Here is a 15,622-nt window from a genome sequence, read left to right on the forward strand (position 1 = left end):
CAACCAGCCCCGCTGCCCGCGTCACGCGCGCCGTTGGCGGCGCCACGTCTCGTAGTGCTCCAGCAGCGTCTCCTCGATCGGGCGGTAGGTGATGCCCAGTTCGTGCACGCTGCGGCCGTTGTCGACCCGGAACCGTATGCCGAGGTGCTTGCGGATGTAGTCCTGCGTCAGCCCGAAGGCCGGGCCGAGGACGCGGACCGGCCAGTGCGGCAGCGCCGTACGGGGGAGGCGGAGGCTGCGGGGGTACCGTCTCCGGATGATGCGGGACATCTCGTGGAACGACGTCATCGTCTCCGCCGCGACGATGTAACGGCCCTTCGCGTCGGGGTTCTCCGCCGCCGCGATGTGCGCGTCGGCCACGTCACGCACATCGGCGGTTGTGAAGCTGAAGTCCGGCGCGCCGTAGAAGAAGTAGCCCTTGAACAGCTCGTCGAGCAGGAACAGGCTGCCGGACTGTGACGCGGGGGTGAGGGACGGGCCGAGGATCAGGCCGGGGTTGACCGACACCATGCGCCAGCGGTCCTGCGCCGCCTCCGCGTCCCACGCCGCGCGTTCGGCGAGGGTCTTCGCGTAGTGGTAGGGGTTGTTGTCGACCGTGCTCGTGGTGTTGAAGTACTTCTCCGCCAGCACCTGGTCGTCCATGCCTCGTACGTCGATGTAGTCGCCGAAGATCGCGCCGACGGTGGAGGTGAAGACCAGGCGTTCGACCTCCGGTGTCCGCTCCACGCTCCCGAGCACGTTGCGCGTGCCCAGCAGGGCCGGGTCGACCATGTCCCGGCGGCCGTCCTTGATCTTCTCCGGCATGAGGAACGGCGACGCCACATGGAAGACCACCCGGCAGCCCTGCATCGCCTCGTCGAACGAGCCCCGCACGAGCAAGTCCGCCTCGAACAGCTCAAGTCGTCCCGGGAAGACGTCCCGCATATCCGCCAGTGGTCCCACTTTGGCGGCGTCAGCGGTGGTGCGCACCGTCGTGTGCACCCGGTAGCCGTGCTCCAGGAGCCGCCGCACGAGATGGCTCCCGACGAACCCGCTCCCGCCGGTGACCAGAACGCCGGCCATCCCGTCTTTGCCCACGTTGCATCTCCTCGCTCCAGGTCCCAGGTGTCCCGCAGCATGCCACCAGATCATCTGGGGTGGCACACCTCGGCCGGACCGCGAGAGCCGGCCGGCCCCGTCACGTCTCCCGCAGCGGCGCGTACACCTCCGCCCCCAGGCCGAACGTCCAGGCGACTCCTTCCTTGGCCTGCCTCGTCGTCGGCGGTACCCGCAGCCAGTAGGTACGGTGCGTGCCGTCCGGCTCCGGTGTGGAGTTGAGGACCTCCACCATCACGACCGGCTCGTCACCATCGAGTTCGATGCGCCAGAGCGTGCCGGTCTCATCCCGGTGCACGGGACGGGCTCCGGAGTCGCTCAGGTAGCGGTCGTAGCCGTAGTGCTCGAGCATGACCCGGCGCAGCTCTGCGTTCTCCTCGGCGCGGATCCGTTCCGGCGTCAGCGTACGCAGCTCCGCCAGGAAGGCGGCCGGTACCGGCATCCCGCGCCAGGCGTGCAGGGCGAAACCGTCGGGGAAGGCGAGTGCCGGGCCGTCACCGCGGTCGAGCCGGCCGGCCTCGTCCCGGTGCAGGGCGACGGGGCGCTCGCACACCACCGCGACCTTCTCGAACGGCCACCACCAGCCGGCGCTGCGGCACACCTGGACCAGCCCGTCGAGCGGCGACTGGTCCGTGCTGAGGGCAGCGAGCCACGGCGCGTCGTGCTGGCCGAGCACGGCGTCGAGCAGCACCAGCCGTATCTCCGTCTCCGCGCCCGGATCGTCGGCGGCGAATTCGTCCAACACGCCCCTGCGGATCCGCTCGACGAGCGCCTGCGTCGTGTCCCACAGGCGGCCCCCGGTCGCCGACCAGCGTGCCGACCAGCCTGCCGCACCCAACTGCTCGTGCGCGCGGCGACGTTCCGCCGCCCAGGGCGCGGTGCGCACCGCTTCCCGCACGCTCGCCCCCGTGTCCGTGCCGGACAGGGCCCGTATCAGCGTCACAGCCTCACGCGGGGAGCCGGCCCACACCACCCGTTCCGGCGCCCGCAGCCCGGCCCGCCGGTACGCCAGCAGGATGCCCGACTCCGCCCGCGCGCGGTCGGCGGGCACGGACGCCGCGGCGCACTCGCGCCAGCGCTGGATCTCGTCCGCCACCGCCCCACCCGGTTCATCGAGCGAGTTGTCCGAGCTGTCGATCGTCCCGGCCGTGGCCATCTGTCGAGTCGTCAATGCCTTCTCCGCCGCCCTGAGTCCGTCACTCACTCCGTCACTCACTCCGTCCTGCCCCCGTCCCTCACCTCGCTCCTCAGTCGGCCACGATGCGTACGGACCCGGGCACGTACTCCCGCTGCCGGATCACTCGGAACCACCCCTTGGGCAGAGTGATCGCCGCATGCTCCTCGTGGACGACCCGTCCGCCCTCGGGAAGATGCAGCAGAAGCGGCCCGAACTGCCCCAATTCACATATCAGTTCGCCCGGACCGACCACGGCGTGGGCATGGCCGGTGACCTCGCCCAGGGCGAGCACGAGCCGGCCCCGCGCGTCCCGCGGTTCCTTCGGCGCGTGCGGGACATGGGCCGGCACGGCACCGTCCGCGACGGGCACGATCAGCACGTCTCCCTGCCGGTACATGGATCTCCCCTCCCGCCCGGTGCTCGGCGCACCGGACTCCATGCCCAGACAGTACGAGCCGGCACTGACAACGGGCCGCGACCGACCCTGGCGAGGGCCGTTGTCACTGCCTGTTGGTAGAACTGCTGCGCACCGCACACCGCAACCGTTGCACGTCAGGAGCAGCCCGCATGCCCATCGGTGACCACCTGCAGGAGTTGTACCGTCTCCCCGCCTTCACCTTCCCCGGGCCCGACGCGACGACGGAGCTGCCCGAACCCGAGTCCGTCGCCTGGCGGATCACCAGCGGCGCCTACGACGCCGACGAGGAGTGGGAATCGGTCTTCGCCCGCTTCTGCTCCGCGGTGGACACGACCCGCGTACGCGCCCTGATCGTCGGCGCCTGGGAGGACGCCTACGACTGCGCCCCCACCGCCGTCGTCGAGGCACTGCTGGCCGCCCGCGACCGGCTGCCCGCCCTGCGCGCGCTGTTCCTGGGTGACATCGTCTTCGAGGAGTGCGAGATCTCCTGGATCCACCAGACGGACGTCACCGGACTGCTGACCGGCTTCCCCGATCTGGAGGAGTTCGGCGTACGGGGCGGAACGGGCCTGCGCTTCGAGGCACTGCGCCACACCGGGCTGCGCAAACTGAACGTGGAGACCGGCGGACTTCCCGTCGACGTCGTGCGCGGTATCGGCGGCAGCGAACTGCCCGCGCTGGAGCACCTCGACGTGTGGCTGGGCACGTCCTGGTACGGCGCTGACAGCGAGGCCTCCGACCTGGAGCCGATCCTGTCCGGGGCACGCCTGCCGCGCCTGCGTCACCTGGCCGTGCACAACAGCGAGATCCAGGACGAGGTCGCCGCGGCCGTGGCGTCCGCCCCGGTGGTCGCCCAACTGGAGGTGCTGGACCTGTCCATGGGCACCCTGAGCGACGACGGCGCCGCCGCGCTGCTCGGCGGCCAGCCGCTCACCCATCTGAAGAAACTCGACCTGCACCACCACTACATCAGCGAGCCCGTCCAGCAGCGGATACGGGAGACGCTCGAACCGGCGGGCGTCGAGCTGAACCTGGACAGCGACGACGCCGACGAGGAACGGGACGACGACGGCACGGTGTACCGCTATGTCGCCGTCGGTGAGTGAGGACGCACGCCCATGAGCTACTACCCCTCGCACCTGACACGTTTTCACGGTCTGCCCGTGCACGTCTTTCCCTTCGCCACGGACGACCGACGCACCCCATTGCCGGAACCCGCATCCGTCGCCTGGAAGTTCATCGCCGACTGGGAGGAGCCCTTCGAACAGCTCTGGCGCCGCTTCCTCGACGAGGTCCGCACCGACGAGGTCACCGCGCTCGTCGTCGGAGCCTGGTGGGGGAAGCGGGACGAGCGCGGCATCGACCCGGTCCTGGAACTGCTCACGGCCGAGGCACACCGGTTCCCGCGGCTGCGGGCGGTGTTCCTCGCGGACCTGGAGTCCGAGGAGTCGGAGATCTCCTGGATCAAGCAGGGCGATGTCACCCGCGTGCTGCGCGCCTGGCCCCAGCTGGAAGAGCTGGGCGTGCGCGGTTCCGAGGACCTGGTGATCGAGCCGCTGCGCCACGACGGGCTGCGTACCCTGCGGATCGAGTCCGGCGGCCTGGCCCCGGCCCCCGTACGCGCCCTGAGTGCCTGCGAGTTCCCGGCCCTGCGCCGCCTGGAACTCTGGCTCGGTACCACCTGGTACGGCGGCGACTGCACCGTGGAGGACATCGAACCGCTCCTCGGCGCCCTGGGACGCTGCCCCGAACTACGCCACCTGGGACTGCAGAACAGCGACATCCAGGACGAGATCGCCGCAGCGGTGGCCGCCGCTCCCGTCGTCGCGGGACTGGAGTCCCTCGACCTCAGCATGGGCGCGCTGAGCGACGAGGGAGGCGCCGCACTCCTGTCGGGACAACCACTCACCCACCTTCGCTCGCTGAACCTCCGGCACCACTTCATGAGCGACGAACTGGTCCAGCGCGTGCGCGAGGCACTGGAGCCGCACGGAGTGGACCTCGACCTCACCCCGGCCCGGCGCCGAACGCACAGCGCGGAGGGGCGCTATGTCGCCGTCGGCGAATGAGGCGATCCCGGCGAAGGCCACGCGGCCACGCTTCGCGGTCGTCGGCAACCCCGAGAACCGCCGGGTCACGCTGTTCGGCGAGGCGGTGCGCGCGGCCGGGCTGTCCGGCCCGCGCATCGTGTCCTGGGAGGAGGTGCTGCGCTCGGGCGGAGCCGACTTCGCCGTCGACGAAATCGTACGGATCGACTCACCCGGTGAGAACACGGCCGTCGACCGTCTGCTGCGAGGCACCGAGGACCCCACCCGGGTCGAGGGCTCGGCGCGTTGGTACGCGCACTTCATGACCGCGGTGCGCAGCCTGCGGGGCGGCATCCGCCTCGACGACCCGGACGAGCTTGCGGTCCTGTTCGACAAGCGGCGCTGCCACGCTGTCCTCGCCGCGGCGGGAGTCCCGGTTCCCCCCTCACCCACGTCGGGACCCGCAGGCGCGGCCGGTGCGGCGGTGCGCGGCTGGCGCGACGTACGGGCGCTGATGCGCGAGCACCGGATGCAGCGGCTCTTCATCAAGCCCGCGCACGGCTCGTCGGCGTCCGGTGTCCTCGCCGTCGAGGCGTCGGGCACCGGCCGGATCAGGGCCACCACATCCGTCGAACTCACCCCGGACGGACGGTTGTTCAACTCCCTCAAAGTGCGCCGCTACGAACGGGAGCCGGACATCGCCGCCATTGTGGACGCGCTGGCCCCTGACGGACTGCACCTCGAACGCTGGCTGCCCAAGGCATCCCAGCAGGGCCGCGCCGCCGACCTCAGGGTCGTCGTCGTGGACGGCCGGGCCACCCACGCCGTGGTGCGCACCAGCACCTCGCCCCTGACCAACCTGCACCTCGGCGGCAGCCGTGGCGACCTCGACGCGGCCCGGCAGGCCGTCGAGGCGGCCGGAGCCCGCTGGTCCGAGGCCCTGGCCGTCTGTGAACGGGCCGCCGCCTGCTTCCCGAACACCCTGTGCGTGGGCGTCGACCTCCTGCCGGCCGTCGGCTGGCGCCGGTTCGCGGTCGGCGAGGTCAACGCCTTCGGCGACCTGCTGCCACGGCTGACGGGGCTGCCGGGGAGCGGAGCGGAGGGCCGCGACACTTATGCGGCCCAGGTGGCCGCGGTCCTGCGCCGCCCGCCGTCCGCCCCGCACACCGACGTCTCGCATACCGACGTCCCGCACACGCGGCAGGCCGGCCCGCACCTCCAGCACAGAACAGGAAACACCCATGCCAGCGCCTGAACCGAAGCCCGCACCGCACGACCCGCACGACCCGCACGACCCGCACGACCCGCACGACCCGCCCACCGGGCCCGGCGCACCCCCGCCGAACCCCGCTGCCGCCCCGGACGAACCCGACATGAATGAGATCGTCGGCAGCCACGACATCCTGCTCGTCACGCTCGACACCCTGCGCTACGACGTCGCCGCCGAACTGGCCGCGGCCGGCCGCATGCCCAACCTGGTCCGCCACCTCCCCGACGGCCGCTGGCAGCAGCGGCACGCCCCGGGCAGCTTCACCTACGCCTCCCACCAGGCGATCTTCGCCGGCTTCCTGCCGACGCCTGCCGCCCCCGGACCGCACCCGCGCCTGTTCGCGGCGAGCTTCGCGGGCAGCGAGACCACCGCGCAGCGCACCTTCGTCTACGACACCCCGGACCTCGTGTCCGGCCTCGCCAAGGCGGGCTACCACACGGTGTGCATCGGGGGAGTCGGCTTCTTCAACAAGCAGGGCCCGCTCGGCTCGGTGCTGCCGGGACTGTTCCAGGAGTCCCACTGGGAGCCGGAGTTCGGGGTCACCTCACCCACATCGTTCGAGTCACAGGTGGCCCGTGCTGAGCAGCTGATCTGCCAACTGCCCCACGAAAAGCGTCTGTTCCTCTTCGTCAACGTGGCCGCCCTGCACCAGCCCAACTGGTTCCACCTGCCCGGCGCCACCCGGGAGGCGGGGGACACCCGCGAGACGCATGCCGCCGCCCTGGAGTACGTGGACCGGCACATCGGCCGCCTGTTCGCCGCCGTGAGCAGCAGGCGCCCCTGCTTCGCGATCGTCTGCTCCGACCATGGCACCGCGTACGGCGACGACGGCTACACCGGTCACCGCATCGGCCACGAGTCCGTGTGGACCGTGCCTTACGCCCACTTCCTGCTCGACTCCACGCCCGCCCCCGCGGAGGCCGCTCGATGACGACCGTGACCCCCGTGACCGGCCCGCGCCCCCGCAGCGAGCGCCCGCACCACGTGAGCCCGTACCAGAGCTACGTCTACGCCTACCCGCACAAGACGGCCTACAGAAGACTGAAGGACCGCCCCCGACTGCGCACGCTGTGGGAAGCGGAACCGAAGGACACCCTCTCCCTCTACCTCCACATCCCCTTCTGCGAGGTCCGTTGCGGCTTCTGCAACCTGTTCACCCGCATCGGCGCCCCGGACGGCCTGACCGGTGCCTATCTCGACGCCCTCGACCGGCAGGCGACCGCCGTGCGGGAAGCGCTGGGGGAGAAGGAACCCGTCAGGTTCGCCACCGCGGCCTTCGGCGGTGGCACCCCCACCTTCCTCACCGCCGCCGAGCTGGAGCGGCTGTGCGACATCGCCGAATGCCGCATGGGCGCCGACCTGCGGGCCGTACCGCTCTCGGTGGAGGCCTCGCCCGCCACGGCGACCGCCGACCGACTGGAGGTCCTGGCCGCGCGCGGCACCACCCGCCTGAGCCTGGGCGTGCAGAGCTTCGACGACACCGAGGCCCGGGCGGCCGTACGCCCGCAGCGCCGGGCCGACGTCGAGACGGCACTCGGCCGTGTCCGCGACGCCCGGATACCGGTGCTCAACATCGACCTGATCTACGGCATCGACGGGCAGACGGACGAGACCTGGCTGCGCTCCCTGAACGCGGCCCTGGCCTGGCGCCCCGAGGAGCTCTACCTCTACCCGCTCTACATCCGCCCGTTGACCGGCCTGGGCCGCCGCGTCGGCGACGCCGACCCCGCCTGGGACGAGCAGCGCCTGCGCCTGTACCGCCTCGGTCGCGACCACCTCCTCGCCCACGGCTACGAACAGCAGTCGATGCGCATGTTCCGCCGCGCGGACGCACCGCCCCAGGGCGCGGACGACTACGCCTGCCAGACCGACGGCATGATCGGACTGGGCTGCGGGGCCCGCTCCTACACCGCGGGCCTGCACTATTCCTTCGACTACGCCGTCGGCATGCACGAGATCCGCTCGATCATCGACGACTACGTCTCCCGCCCCGCCGCCGACTTCGCCTACGCCGAGTACGGCCGCCCCATCGACTCCGACGAGGCCCGCCGACGCCACCTGCTGCAGTCGCTCCTGCAGGCCGAGGGACTCCAGATCGCCGACTACCGTGCCCGTTTCGGCGGCCGCACCCCCGCGGACGACTTCGCGACCGAACTGGAGCGATTCGCAGCCCTGAGCTGGCTGGAACACGGCGACCCGCGGGCGCAGGCGACCCTGCGCCTGACCCCGGAGGGCCTGGCCCACTCCGACGCCATCGGCCCCGAGCTGTTCTCACCGGCCGTGCGGGCCGCCATGGCCGCCTACGAGAGGAAGTGAGCCCGCACCCGATGGACCTGACCCTCCTCTACCGCGGCCCGCTGTCCTCCTGCGACTACGACTGCCCGTACTGCCCCTTCGCCAAGCGCCGCGACAGCCGGGAGCAGCTCCGCGCGGACCGCGCCTGCCTCGAACGGTTCGCCGACTGGGCCATGGCCCAGTCCACCGACCGCCTCTCGGTCCTCTTCACCCCCTGGGGCGAGGGACTGGTGCGCTCCTGGTACCGGCGCACCCTGACCGAACTCTCCCACCAGCCCCACATCCGCCGCGTGGCCATCCAGACCAACCTCAGCTGCCGCACCGACTGGCTGGCGGACGCCGATCCGGACACGCTGGCCCTGTGGTGCACGTACCACCCGGGCCAGACGCCGTACGACCGCTTCCTGGCCAAGTGCCACGAACTGGTCCGCCACGGGGTCCGCTTCAGCGTCGGCATCGTCGGGCTGCCCGAACACCTGGAGTCGGCCCGGCGCCTGCGCGCCGAGCTGCCCGAGCACGTGTACCTGTGGGTCAACGCCGCGGAAGGCCACACCTACGACGACGCACAGGCCGACCTCTGGACCGCCCTGGACCCGCTCTTTCCCTACAGCCGCCACCCGCACGCCAGCGCGGGCCTGCCCTGCCGCACCGGCGAGTCCGTGATCTCCGTCGACGGCGACGGCACGGTCCGCCGCTGCCACTTCGTCCGAGCCGAACTGGGCAACCTCTACGACGGCTCCTACCGTACGGCCCTCCGCCCGCGCCCCTGCCCCCTCACCGTCTGCGACTGCCACATCGGCTACGTCCACCTGGAGACGCTGCCGTTGTACGACGTGTTCGCGGGCGGCGTCCTGGAACGGATCCCGGTGTCACAGATGGGCAGGGTGGGCGGCGACTGAGGCACCGGGGCGTCGTCCACATCGTGGTGGACGGCGAGACGCGAGGGGCCTGCACGCAGTGACGGCGCGCGAGTTCGTCACGCCGGACGCCCCGCCTCGCCCCGACAACCCGCGCTACGACTCGACATGGCGAGCCATGCCGTCACCAGGACCGTCAAGGACCGGCCCGGCGGTCCGCGTTCGGGCCGGCACGGGGAGCCGAAGGAGGCCTTTGCGTCCTGGCCCGCCCTTACGCCGGGCCCGCCGGGCACTGTCGCGTCGTCGGTTGCGATCGTGGCGCGGCGTCCGGTCTTCCGGCTCGGCTTGCGGTCGGGAGGCCGGGACGGCAGGGTTCGGGGATGTGCCCACTCTGCTGATCGTGCATCACACACCCTCGCCCAACTGCCAGGCCATGTTCGAAGCCGTCGTCTCCGGCGCGACGGACCCGGAGATCGAGAACGTCGACGTCGTACGCAGGGCGGCGCTGTCCGCCACGGCGTCGGACGTGCTGTCCGCCGACGCATATCTGCTGGGCACCCCGGCGAACCTCGGCTACATGTCCGGCGCCCTGAAGCATTTCTTCGACCAGGTCTACTACCCCTGCCTGGACGCTACCCGGGGCCGGCCGTTCGGCTTCTACGTGCACGGCGGCAACGACGTCACGGGAGCGGTGCGCGGCATCGAGTCGATCACGACGGGCCTCGGCTGGCGGCGCGCCGCCGAACCGGTGACCGTGACCGGGGAGCCGGGCAAGGCCGACGTGGAGGCGTGCTGGGAGCTCGGAGCGACGCTGGCCGCCGGACTGATGGACTGACGTCCTTCATCACCGGGCGCATCTCCTCGTGCCACCTGGCGGCGACCGCCCGCGTGCCGCCACCCGTGGCTCACCTCGAGGAACGCCCGGAAGGGCGGGGGCAGTCGGCGCTCGATCCGCCCCTCCAAGGCGCTGAGAGTCCGTCCCGTTCTACGCCGGCTTGAGCCCCTGATCGCCCACCTCGGTCACGAACGACGCGGCGGTGGTGACAGGCGCATCCGGGGTGTTGACGTACGGCACCGTGTACCGCTCCGAACTCGCGGCCACCCCCGACTCCACGGCTTCCTGGACCGGCTTCGCCCTCGCCTGGTCCTCGCTCGGCCCTACGCCGGGCGCGGAGCTCCGGCGTCCGGCCCTCGTCCAGGCCGTCCACCGGCGACTGCGTGCCCTGGGAGAACCGCCGGAGCCGGACGCACTGGCCACCTGGCTCGCCACCCACTGGCCACCCGCCACGCCCCACCACACCTGACCCGCACGGCTACGGCAGCCGCCCTGCATCTCGTCCACCACGCCACCGAGGCCGGGACCCGCCCGACTCCCGGGGGCAGTTTTCGAGCGGGAGTCGGTGACGACCGGACCGGCTGCCGGCCACCGAGCCGTCGCGGGTGGGTGCCCGTGCAGGGGGAGATGGCGGGCGGTCTACCGGCCACCGGCTTCCGGGGGTCGGTCGGCGCCGGCCCGGGCGGTGGTTGCGGGCGGGTCGGCTACCGGCCGTCGAGCCCCCGCAGGTCAGTGTCCGCCCAGGCCCGGCAGGCAGGTCCCGTCGGCTGTGCGGCCGATGACCTCCGCGGTTGCCTGGCCCGCGCTGTCGACCGTGCCGTTGACGCACACTCGGCCTTCGCCGCCGCCGACGAGCATGTCCCGCAGCGGGTCGAACTTGTCGCCCTGCACCTCGATCTCCTCCGACCGCATCCCGAGGGCGTCGGCGGCCGCGGTGCGCAGGCCTTCCTTCGTGGTCCCGGTGGCCGCGAGCTTCTTCAGGGCCGAGGCCAGCCGCTCGGCACGCGGTGCGGCCTGCGCCTTCTGCTGGGTGGTGATGGGCATCGGCGAGCGGTACGCGTGGTTCTCCGCCACCCGCTGGTTCCAGTCGAACGTGATGCACGGGGTCGGCGTCGGCCCTTTTTCCTCGGGAAGCGGACAGTAGCCCTTCGCCGCAGTCGACGACGATGCCGAAGCCCCCGGACCATTCGCGCGGGGATCCGCCGACGGATCGGCGCATCCGGTGGCCGCGACGGCGATCAGTACAAGGAGCGGGGCGGCGACGAGCCGGGGCCGTATCCGTGTCATGCGCCAATCATGGCAGGTTCATGGCTTCCCCTTCGCGTCGGCCGGCGTCGTGTTCCGGCGGCGTCCGAGGAGCGGTGATGCGAGACTCCCCGTACGGTCCGGAGTTCCGGTCTCGGAACGCGGCTGGGCCGGACCGCCGCCCTGGAGGAGGTTTCGCGGTGATGGAGGAACCGGACGACGCGCCGGACGAGGCCGAGGCTCTCACCGGCGTGTTCCTCTTCCGCGTGCCCGAGAGCGCCTGGTGGTGGTCCGACGAGATGTACCGCATGCTCGGCTACGACCCCGACGAGGTGACGGCGACCGGCGACATGCTGGACCGGCACGTGCACCCCGACGACCGGAAGAGCATCCGCCGGGTGTGGGACCAGGGGCTGAGCACGGGGCTGCCGTTCAGCACGTACTACCGGCTCCTGACCCGTGACGGGGAGGAACGGCACGCCGTGCTGGTGGGCGACGGCCGCGTCGACGACGGCTCGGTGGTCGTGCTGCGGGGGTTCGTCGTGGACGTCACCGAACCGGTCCAGAAACAGGCCCAGAAGTCGGCCGACGCGGACATCGCGCGCGCCCGCGCCTCGCAGGAGGACGTGGACGTGGCGCGCGGTGTCCTGATGGCGCTGTACGGCGTGAACGAGGACGTCGCCCTGCGCGTGCTGCGTCGTCACTCCCAGCAGACGAACGTGAAACTCCGAGCGCTCGCCCACGCGGTCGTCGAGGCCACACCCACGCCTCCCGGGCACGGGCAGCACGACCTCCACCAACGGATCGCGCAGGCCCTGTATCCGGAGGCATGAGGGGGCGGGCCCACCAGCGGCGGCTCCGGTCTCGTACCGACGCTTTCGAACTCCTTCCCAGTGGCCCCGATCCGGTCCGTGATCGGCATTGTCAGTGGTCGCAAGTATGTTCAGCCGTGTCCCGCCGATCCGGGGTGACAGTCCCCTGGGCGCAAAGGAGATGGCGCGTTGTCAGATTGGGAGAGGTCCAGCACGGCACGGGTGATCCCACCCGCCCGGCCGCGCAAGCTCGCCAAGGTCCCGTTCGTCGAACTGGCCGACGGACGCCTGCAGGGCGTGGTGTCCAGCGGCTCGGACATCGAGCGGGTCTACGTCTCGTCGGTCGCGGCCCGGACGTACGCGTTCGCCTGCAGCACCAACAACAACCGGCCCTGTGGCGGAGCGCGCGGCTCGTTCTGCAACCACATCCGCGCCCTGATCAACGAGGCGGTGCTGCAGTACGGCGCCGAGCGCGTCGCCCGCTATCTGCGGGTCGAGTCCGTGGACGGGGAGCCCAGCGCACAGAGCCTCGCCGCCGACATGATCGGCACCCGCCCCGCACAGGCGGACAGCACGGCCGCCGCCCCCGTCTTCAGCCGGTTCCTGCGCCACCTGGCCTACCTGGAACTCGTGCCGACCACCGCCCCGTTGCCGGAGATGCAGTGGTTCCCGCCGACCAGGGCGGTGGCGATGGGGGTGTCCCCGCGCGAGCTCGGTGCGAGCGTGGGGGAGCACACGGACCTGCTCGCCGAACCGATCCCAGGGGTCGACGAAGCCCTGGCCGCCGTCGACGCCTTCGACCGGGCTCTCGTCGGCGGTCTGCTCCGCCCCCGGCCCGCCCAGGCCGCCGAACTGACGGAACTCGCGCAGGCGGTCGCGGGCACGCCCCTGGCCTCCAGGGTCGCCGAAGCCGCCGAGAAGGCGGCGACCGGAGCCGCGGGCGAGGACCACTTCGTCGCCCTCGCCGCCGCGCGCACCGCACTCCTGGGCTCCGTCCACGACGCCCTGGTGACCCGCGTCGAGGAGGCGACCGGCCGGCCGCGTGGTGAGGAGTCAGCCCCGACCTTCGGCGAGCAGCAGGCCGCGAACCTGCTTGCCGCCGCCCGCTCCTGGCTCTCCGACCTGGCACGCACCGGATGGCAGGCAATCGACCACGACGTGGTCTCCGGATCGGCACAGGTCGTCTCCGCCATGCTCCCGGACCCGTCCCTGCGCCGCCTGGCGACCCTCCTCGACGGGTTCGCCGCCGAACTCGCCGCATCCTGTCCCGGCGCGGCCCTGGAACGGATCCCGGTACGCCGCTGGGCCGACCTGTGGTCACGGGCGATGCTCCTGACGCTGCCCGGTGCCGCTGACGCGCCCGCCGTCGGTACGGCCACCGGCCGCCTGCTGCCCCTCGGCGTCGACGTGCACGAACACGCGACCGCCGCACAGGCGCAGGTCCACGCCGTGTTCGAGCCCGCCGACGGCGCCCCGCCCCGTCTGGTGCGCGCTGGTGTCGCGGTGCCGAAGCCGGACACGGTCGTCGGCGCGGGCGTGTGGCAACTGCTCCGCACACACATGTCGTTGCTGGCCGCCGCCGGCGAAGGCCGCTCGATGGACATCGCCGACATGCCGATCACCGCCGAGGGAGACCTGATCTGGAGCGACGAGCACGCGCGTCCGGGCGAGCCCACCGACGCCTTCGCCGCCGCTCGTGTCGCCCTGCCCACCGCGGCGGCCTCGGCGACCGCACCGCTGGACCGGCACCCGGCGCGCATCGCCGTCCCCGTGTTCCTGGAGGGCTACACAGTCCACAAGACCGAGCAGAAGCACGCCGCACCGGACGGCCAACAGGCCGACGGCGTACTGACGTTCACTGTCGCTGGGCGCCCTCTCGCTGTCGACACCGACCGCATCCCGACCGCCGGCCCGCTCACACCCGAGGCCGTCGCGGCTTCGAGCGCGTGCATCGGGCTGCTCCGCTGGGACGCCGGGACGTTCGGCGTCCAGCCCCTCGCCGTCGAGACGACCGTACGGAAGAAGGCCGTCGCGATCCACGCCGGGGGATGGGCCGGCGGCACGACGGACAAGGCCGGCGCCAAGGCGGAGAAGGCCGCCGCCGACGCCGTGGTGGTGCTGCGCGAGCGCGCCGGAAGGCTGCTGCGGAAATGACCGAGCGGACGAGCGAACAGAATTCGGAAGCGGCCCCGCACGACAACCGCCGTCAAGTCCTGTACTGGCGGCTGCTCGCCCGTCTCTTCGACCACGAGGAGCAGGCGACCCTGGAGTCGTCGAGCCTCGCCGTCGTCGAGGACATCGGCCTGCCGCCCGCGGTCCTCGACCCGCAGGCCTCCGTCGACTCGATCGTGCAGCGCCACCCGGAACTGGCCGCCGAGTTCGACGGCCTGATGGTCCCCGAGACCGAGCCTGAGACCGAGACGGAAGAAGGTGACGGCTCACGCGATCGTGCCGCCGAGGTGCGGCGCGCCGCGCTGGTGTCGAAGGTGTTGCTCAACGTCTTCGCCTCCGCCTCCGGGACGGTCACCGCGGGGCAGTTGTCGCGCTGGCAGTCCGACGCGGGCTGGCTGGAGCGTGCCCTCGGCTGCAAGCCCGGCGAGCTGCGCGGCGGCCGCCCCGGGGGAGGGGGCAGGGGTTCGGGCGTGAGCCCGACCGGCTCCGGCGGTGGCGGTACGACGCCCGACCTCAGCCGGTTGATTCCGGCGATCGGGCCGGAACTCGGCGCCATCGAGGCCGACCTCGTCAAGCGGATGCACCTGCGCGAGGTGCTCGCCGATCCCAAGCTGGCGGCTCAGCTGACGCCCAGCATGTCGCTGATAGAGCAGTTGCTGCGGGACAAGAACAACCTGTCCGGCGTGGCCCTGGCCAACGCCAAGGACCTGATCCGCCGCTTCGTCGACGAAGTCGCCGACGTGCTGCGCACCCAGGTGGAGAAGGCGTCGGTCGGCGCCCTGGACCGCTCGGTCCCGCCCAAGCGGGTGTTCCGCAACCTCGACCTCGACCGCACGATCTGGAAGAACCTCACCAACTGGAGCCCGGAGGAGGAGCGGTTGTACGTCGACCGCCTCTACTACCGGCACACCGCCCGCAAGACCACACCCCAGCGGCTGATCGTGGTCGTGGACCAGTCGGGCTCGATGGTCGACTCGATGGTGAACTGCACCATCCTGGCGTCGATCTTCGCCGGGCTGCCGAAGGTGGACGTCCACCTCATCGCGTACGACACCCAGGCCCTCGACCTCACGCCGTGGGTGCACGACCCCTTCGAGACCCTGCTGCGCACCAACCTCGGCGGCGGCACCGACGGCACGGTTGCCATGGCGCTGGCCCAGCCGAAGATCGCCGAGCCACGCAACACCGTCGTGGTGTGGATCTCCGACTTCTACGAATGGCGGACCGAGCCGCTGTTCGAAAGCATGGCCGCCATTCACCGCTCCGGGGCCAAGTTCATCCCTGTCGGCTCGGTGACCAGCTCCGGCCGCGCCAGCGTCAACCCGTGGTTCCGGGAGCGCTTCAAGGACCTCGGCACACCCGTCATCTCCGGCCACATCCGCAAGCTCGTCCACGAGCTCAAGACGTTCCTCGCTTAAG

The 15,622-nt window shown here is 71.6% G+C and carries 15 protein-coding genes and 1 pseudogene; 12 read left to right on the forward strand and 4 right to left on the reverse strand.

Features of this window, described 5'->3' with window-relative positions; genetic code table 11:
- Positions 1-21: 21 nt before the first annotated feature.
- The 3 genes from ABT114_RS03610 to ABT114_RS03620 all read right to left on the reverse strand — a co-directional run bounded on the left by ABT114_RS03610 (position 22) and on the right by ABT114_RS03620 (position 2,669).
- The gene (locus ABT114_RS03610) at positions 22-1,062 is read right to left on the reverse strand and encodes an NAD-dependent epimerase/dehydratase family protein (protein ID WP_351138216.1); all 1,041 of its coding nucleotides are present in this window, start codon (positions 1,060-1,062) and stop codon (positions 22-24) included.
- A 115-nt stretch (positions 1,063-1,177) separates the two neighbouring features.
- The gene (locus ABT114_RS03615) at positions 1,178-2,251 is read right to left on the reverse strand and encodes a DUF6745 domain-containing protein (RefSeq protein WP_351138218.1); all 1,074 of its coding nucleotides are present in this window, start codon (positions 2,249-2,251) and stop codon (positions 1,178-1,180) included.
- 91 nt (positions 2,252-2,342) lie between these two features.
- Positions 2,343-2,669 (reverse strand): DUF8820 family protein, encoded by a 327-nt coding sequence (locus tag ABT114_RS03620; protein ID WP_351138095.1) that lies wholly within the window; start codon positions 2,667-2,669, stop codon positions 2,343-2,345.
- Positions 2,670-2,839: 170 nt separating this feature from the next.
- On the opposite strand from ABT114_RS03620, the gene ABT114_RS03625 reads away from it, so the two are divergent.
- From ABT114_RS03625 to ABT114_RS03660, 8 genes are all read left to right on the forward strand, one after another.
- Positions 2,840-3,796 (forward strand): STM4015 family protein, encoded by a 957-nt coding sequence (locus ABT114_RS03625; RefSeq protein WP_351138097.1) that lies wholly within the window; start codon positions 2,840-2,842, stop codon positions 3,794-3,796.
- Positions 3,797-3,808: 12 nt separating this feature from the next.
- Entirely contained in the window at positions 3,809-4,759 is a 951-nt protein-coding gene (locus ABT114_RS03630) for an STM4015 family protein (protein ID WP_351138099.1), read from the forward strand.
- Positions 4,740-5,972, forward strand: coding sequence for an STM4014 family protein (locus ABT114_RS03635; RefSeq protein WP_351138101.1), 1,233 nt, complete (start codon positions 4,740-4,742; stop codon positions 5,970-5,972). Before ABT114_RS03630 ends, ABT114_RS03635 begins: the two co-directional genes overlap by 20 nt.
- A 118-nt stretch (positions 5,973-6,090) precedes the next feature.
- A complete protein-coding gene (locus ABT114_RS03640) occupies positions 6,091-6,918 on the forward strand; it encodes an STM4013/SEN3800 family hydrolase (RefSeq protein WP_351138220.1) in 828 nt (275 codons plus the stop codon).
- Positions 6,915-8,303 (forward strand): STM4012 family radical SAM protein, encoded by a 1,389-nt coding sequence (locus ABT114_RS03645; RefSeq protein ID WP_351138103.1) that lies wholly within the window; start codon positions 6,915-6,917, stop codon positions 8,301-8,303. Before ABT114_RS03640 ends, ABT114_RS03645 begins: the two co-directional genes overlap by 4 nt.
- An 11-nt stretch (positions 8,304-8,314) precedes the next feature.
- Positions 8,315-9,181, forward strand: a complete 867-nt coding sequence (locus ABT114_RS03650; protein ID WP_351138105.1) for an STM4011 family radical SAM protein — start codon at positions 8,315-8,317, stop codon at positions 9,179-9,181.
- A gap of 340 nt (positions 9,182-9,521) precedes the next feature.
- On the forward strand, positions 9,522-9,974 hold the full coding sequence (locus ABT114_RS03655) for a flavodoxin family protein (RefSeq protein ID WP_351138107.1): 453 nt from the start codon (positions 9,522-9,524) through the stop codon (positions 9,972-9,974).
- A 205-nt stretch (positions 9,975-10,179) separates the two neighbouring features.
- Positions 10,180-10,443 (forward strand): hypothetical protein, encoded by a 264-nt coding sequence (locus ABT114_RS03660; protein ID WP_351138224.1) that lies wholly within the window; start codon positions 10,180-10,182, stop codon positions 10,441-10,443.
- A gap of 260 nt (positions 10,444-10,703) precedes the next feature.
- Here ABT114_RS03660 and ABT114_RS03665 read toward each other — a convergent pair whose 3' ends face one another.
- Positions 10,704-11,261, reverse strand: coding sequence for a precorrin-3B C(17)-methyltransferase (locus ABT114_RS03665; RefSeq protein WP_351138109.1), 558 nt, complete (start codon positions 11,259-11,261; stop codon positions 10,704-10,706).
- A gap of 161 nt (positions 11,262-11,422) precedes the next feature.
- On the opposite strand from ABT114_RS03665, the gene ABT114_RS03670 reads away from it, so the two are divergent.
- The 4 genes and pseudogenes from ABT114_RS03670 (at position 11,423) to ABT114_RS03685 (ending at position 15,621) form a co-directional block, all read left to right on the forward strand.
- Positions 11,423-12,052, forward strand: a complete 630-nt coding sequence (locus ABT114_RS03670; protein ID WP_351138111.1) for a PAS and ANTAR domain-containing protein — start codon at positions 11,423-11,425, stop codon at positions 12,050-12,052.
- A gap of 168 nt (positions 12,053-12,220) precedes the next feature.
- Positions 12,221-12,721, forward strand: a pseudogene (locus ABT114_RS03675) (hypothetical protein); the annotation flags it as partial.
- A complete protein-coding gene (locus tag ABT114_RS03680; protein WP_351138222.1) occupies positions 12,722-14,185 on the forward strand; it encodes a hypothetical protein in 1,464 nt (487 codons plus the stop codon).
- Positions 14,182-15,621 (forward strand): vWA domain-containing protein, encoded by a 1,440-nt coding sequence (locus tag ABT114_RS03685; protein WP_351138113.1) that lies wholly within the window; start codon positions 14,182-14,184, stop codon positions 15,619-15,621. The genes ABT114_RS03680 and ABT114_RS03685 overlap by 4 nt, the downstream gene beginning before the upstream one ends.
- Position 15,622: the final 1 nt, after the last annotated feature.

Origin of the sequence: Streptomyces sp. NPDC002088, assembly GCF_040296605.1 — a bacterium.
Classification (GTDB): Bacteria; Actinomycetota; Actinomycetes; order Streptomycetales; family Streptomycetaceae; genus Streptomyces.

Excerpts from the sequence above, each read along its gene's own strand:
- ABT114_RS03610 (WP_351138216.1), bottom strand. The coding sequence starts at position 1,062 with ATGGCCGGCGTTCTGGTCACCGGCGGGAGCGGGTTCGTCGGGAGCCAT.
- ABT114_RS03615 (WP_351138218.1), bottom strand. The coding sequence starts at position 2,251 with ATGGCCACGGCCGGGACGATCGACAGCTCGGACAACTCGCTCGATGAA.
- ABT114_RS03620 (WP_351138095.1), bottom strand. The coding sequence starts at position 2,669 with ATGTACCGGCAGGGAGACGTGCTGATCGTGCCCGTCGCGGACGGTGCC.
- ABT114_RS03625 (WP_351138097.1), top strand. The coding sequence starts at position 2,840 with ATGCCCATCGGTGACCACCTGCAGGAGTTGTACCGTCTCCCCGCCTTC.
- ABT114_RS03630 (WP_351138099.1), top strand. The coding sequence starts at position 3,809 with ATGAGCTACTACCCCTCGCACCTGACACGTTTTCACGGTCTGCCCGTG.
- ABT114_RS03635 (WP_351138101.1), top strand. The coding sequence starts at position 4,740 with ATGTCGCCGTCGGCGAATGAGGCGATCCCGGCGAAGGCCACGCGGCCA.
- ABT114_RS03640 (WP_351138220.1), top strand. The coding sequence starts at position 6,091 with ATGAATGAGATCGTCGGCAGCCACGACATCCTGCTCGTCACGCTCGAC.
- ABT114_RS03645 (WP_351138103.1), top strand. The coding sequence starts at position 6,915 with ATGACGACCGTGACCCCCGTGACCGGCCCGCGCCCCCGCAGCGAGCGC.
- ABT114_RS03650 (WP_351138105.1), top strand. The coding sequence starts at position 8,315 with ATGGACCTGACCCTCCTCTACCGCGGCCCGCTGTCCTCCTGCGACTAC.
- ABT114_RS03665 (WP_351138109.1), bottom strand. The coding sequence starts at position 11,261 with ATGACACGGATACGGCCCCGGCTCGTCGCCGCCCCGCTCCTTGTACTG.
- ABT114_RS03670 (WP_351138111.1), top strand. The coding sequence starts at position 11,423 with ATGGAGGAACCGGACGACGCGCCGGACGAGGCCGAGGCTCTCACCGGC.
- ABT114_RS03680 (WP_351138222.1), top strand. The coding sequence starts at position 12,722 with ATGGGGGTGTCCCCGCGCGAGCTCGGTGCGAGCGTGGGGGAGCACACG.
- ABT114_RS03685 (WP_351138113.1), top strand. The coding sequence starts at position 14,182 with ATGACCGAGCGGACGAGCGAACAGAATTCGGAAGCGGCCCCGCACGAC.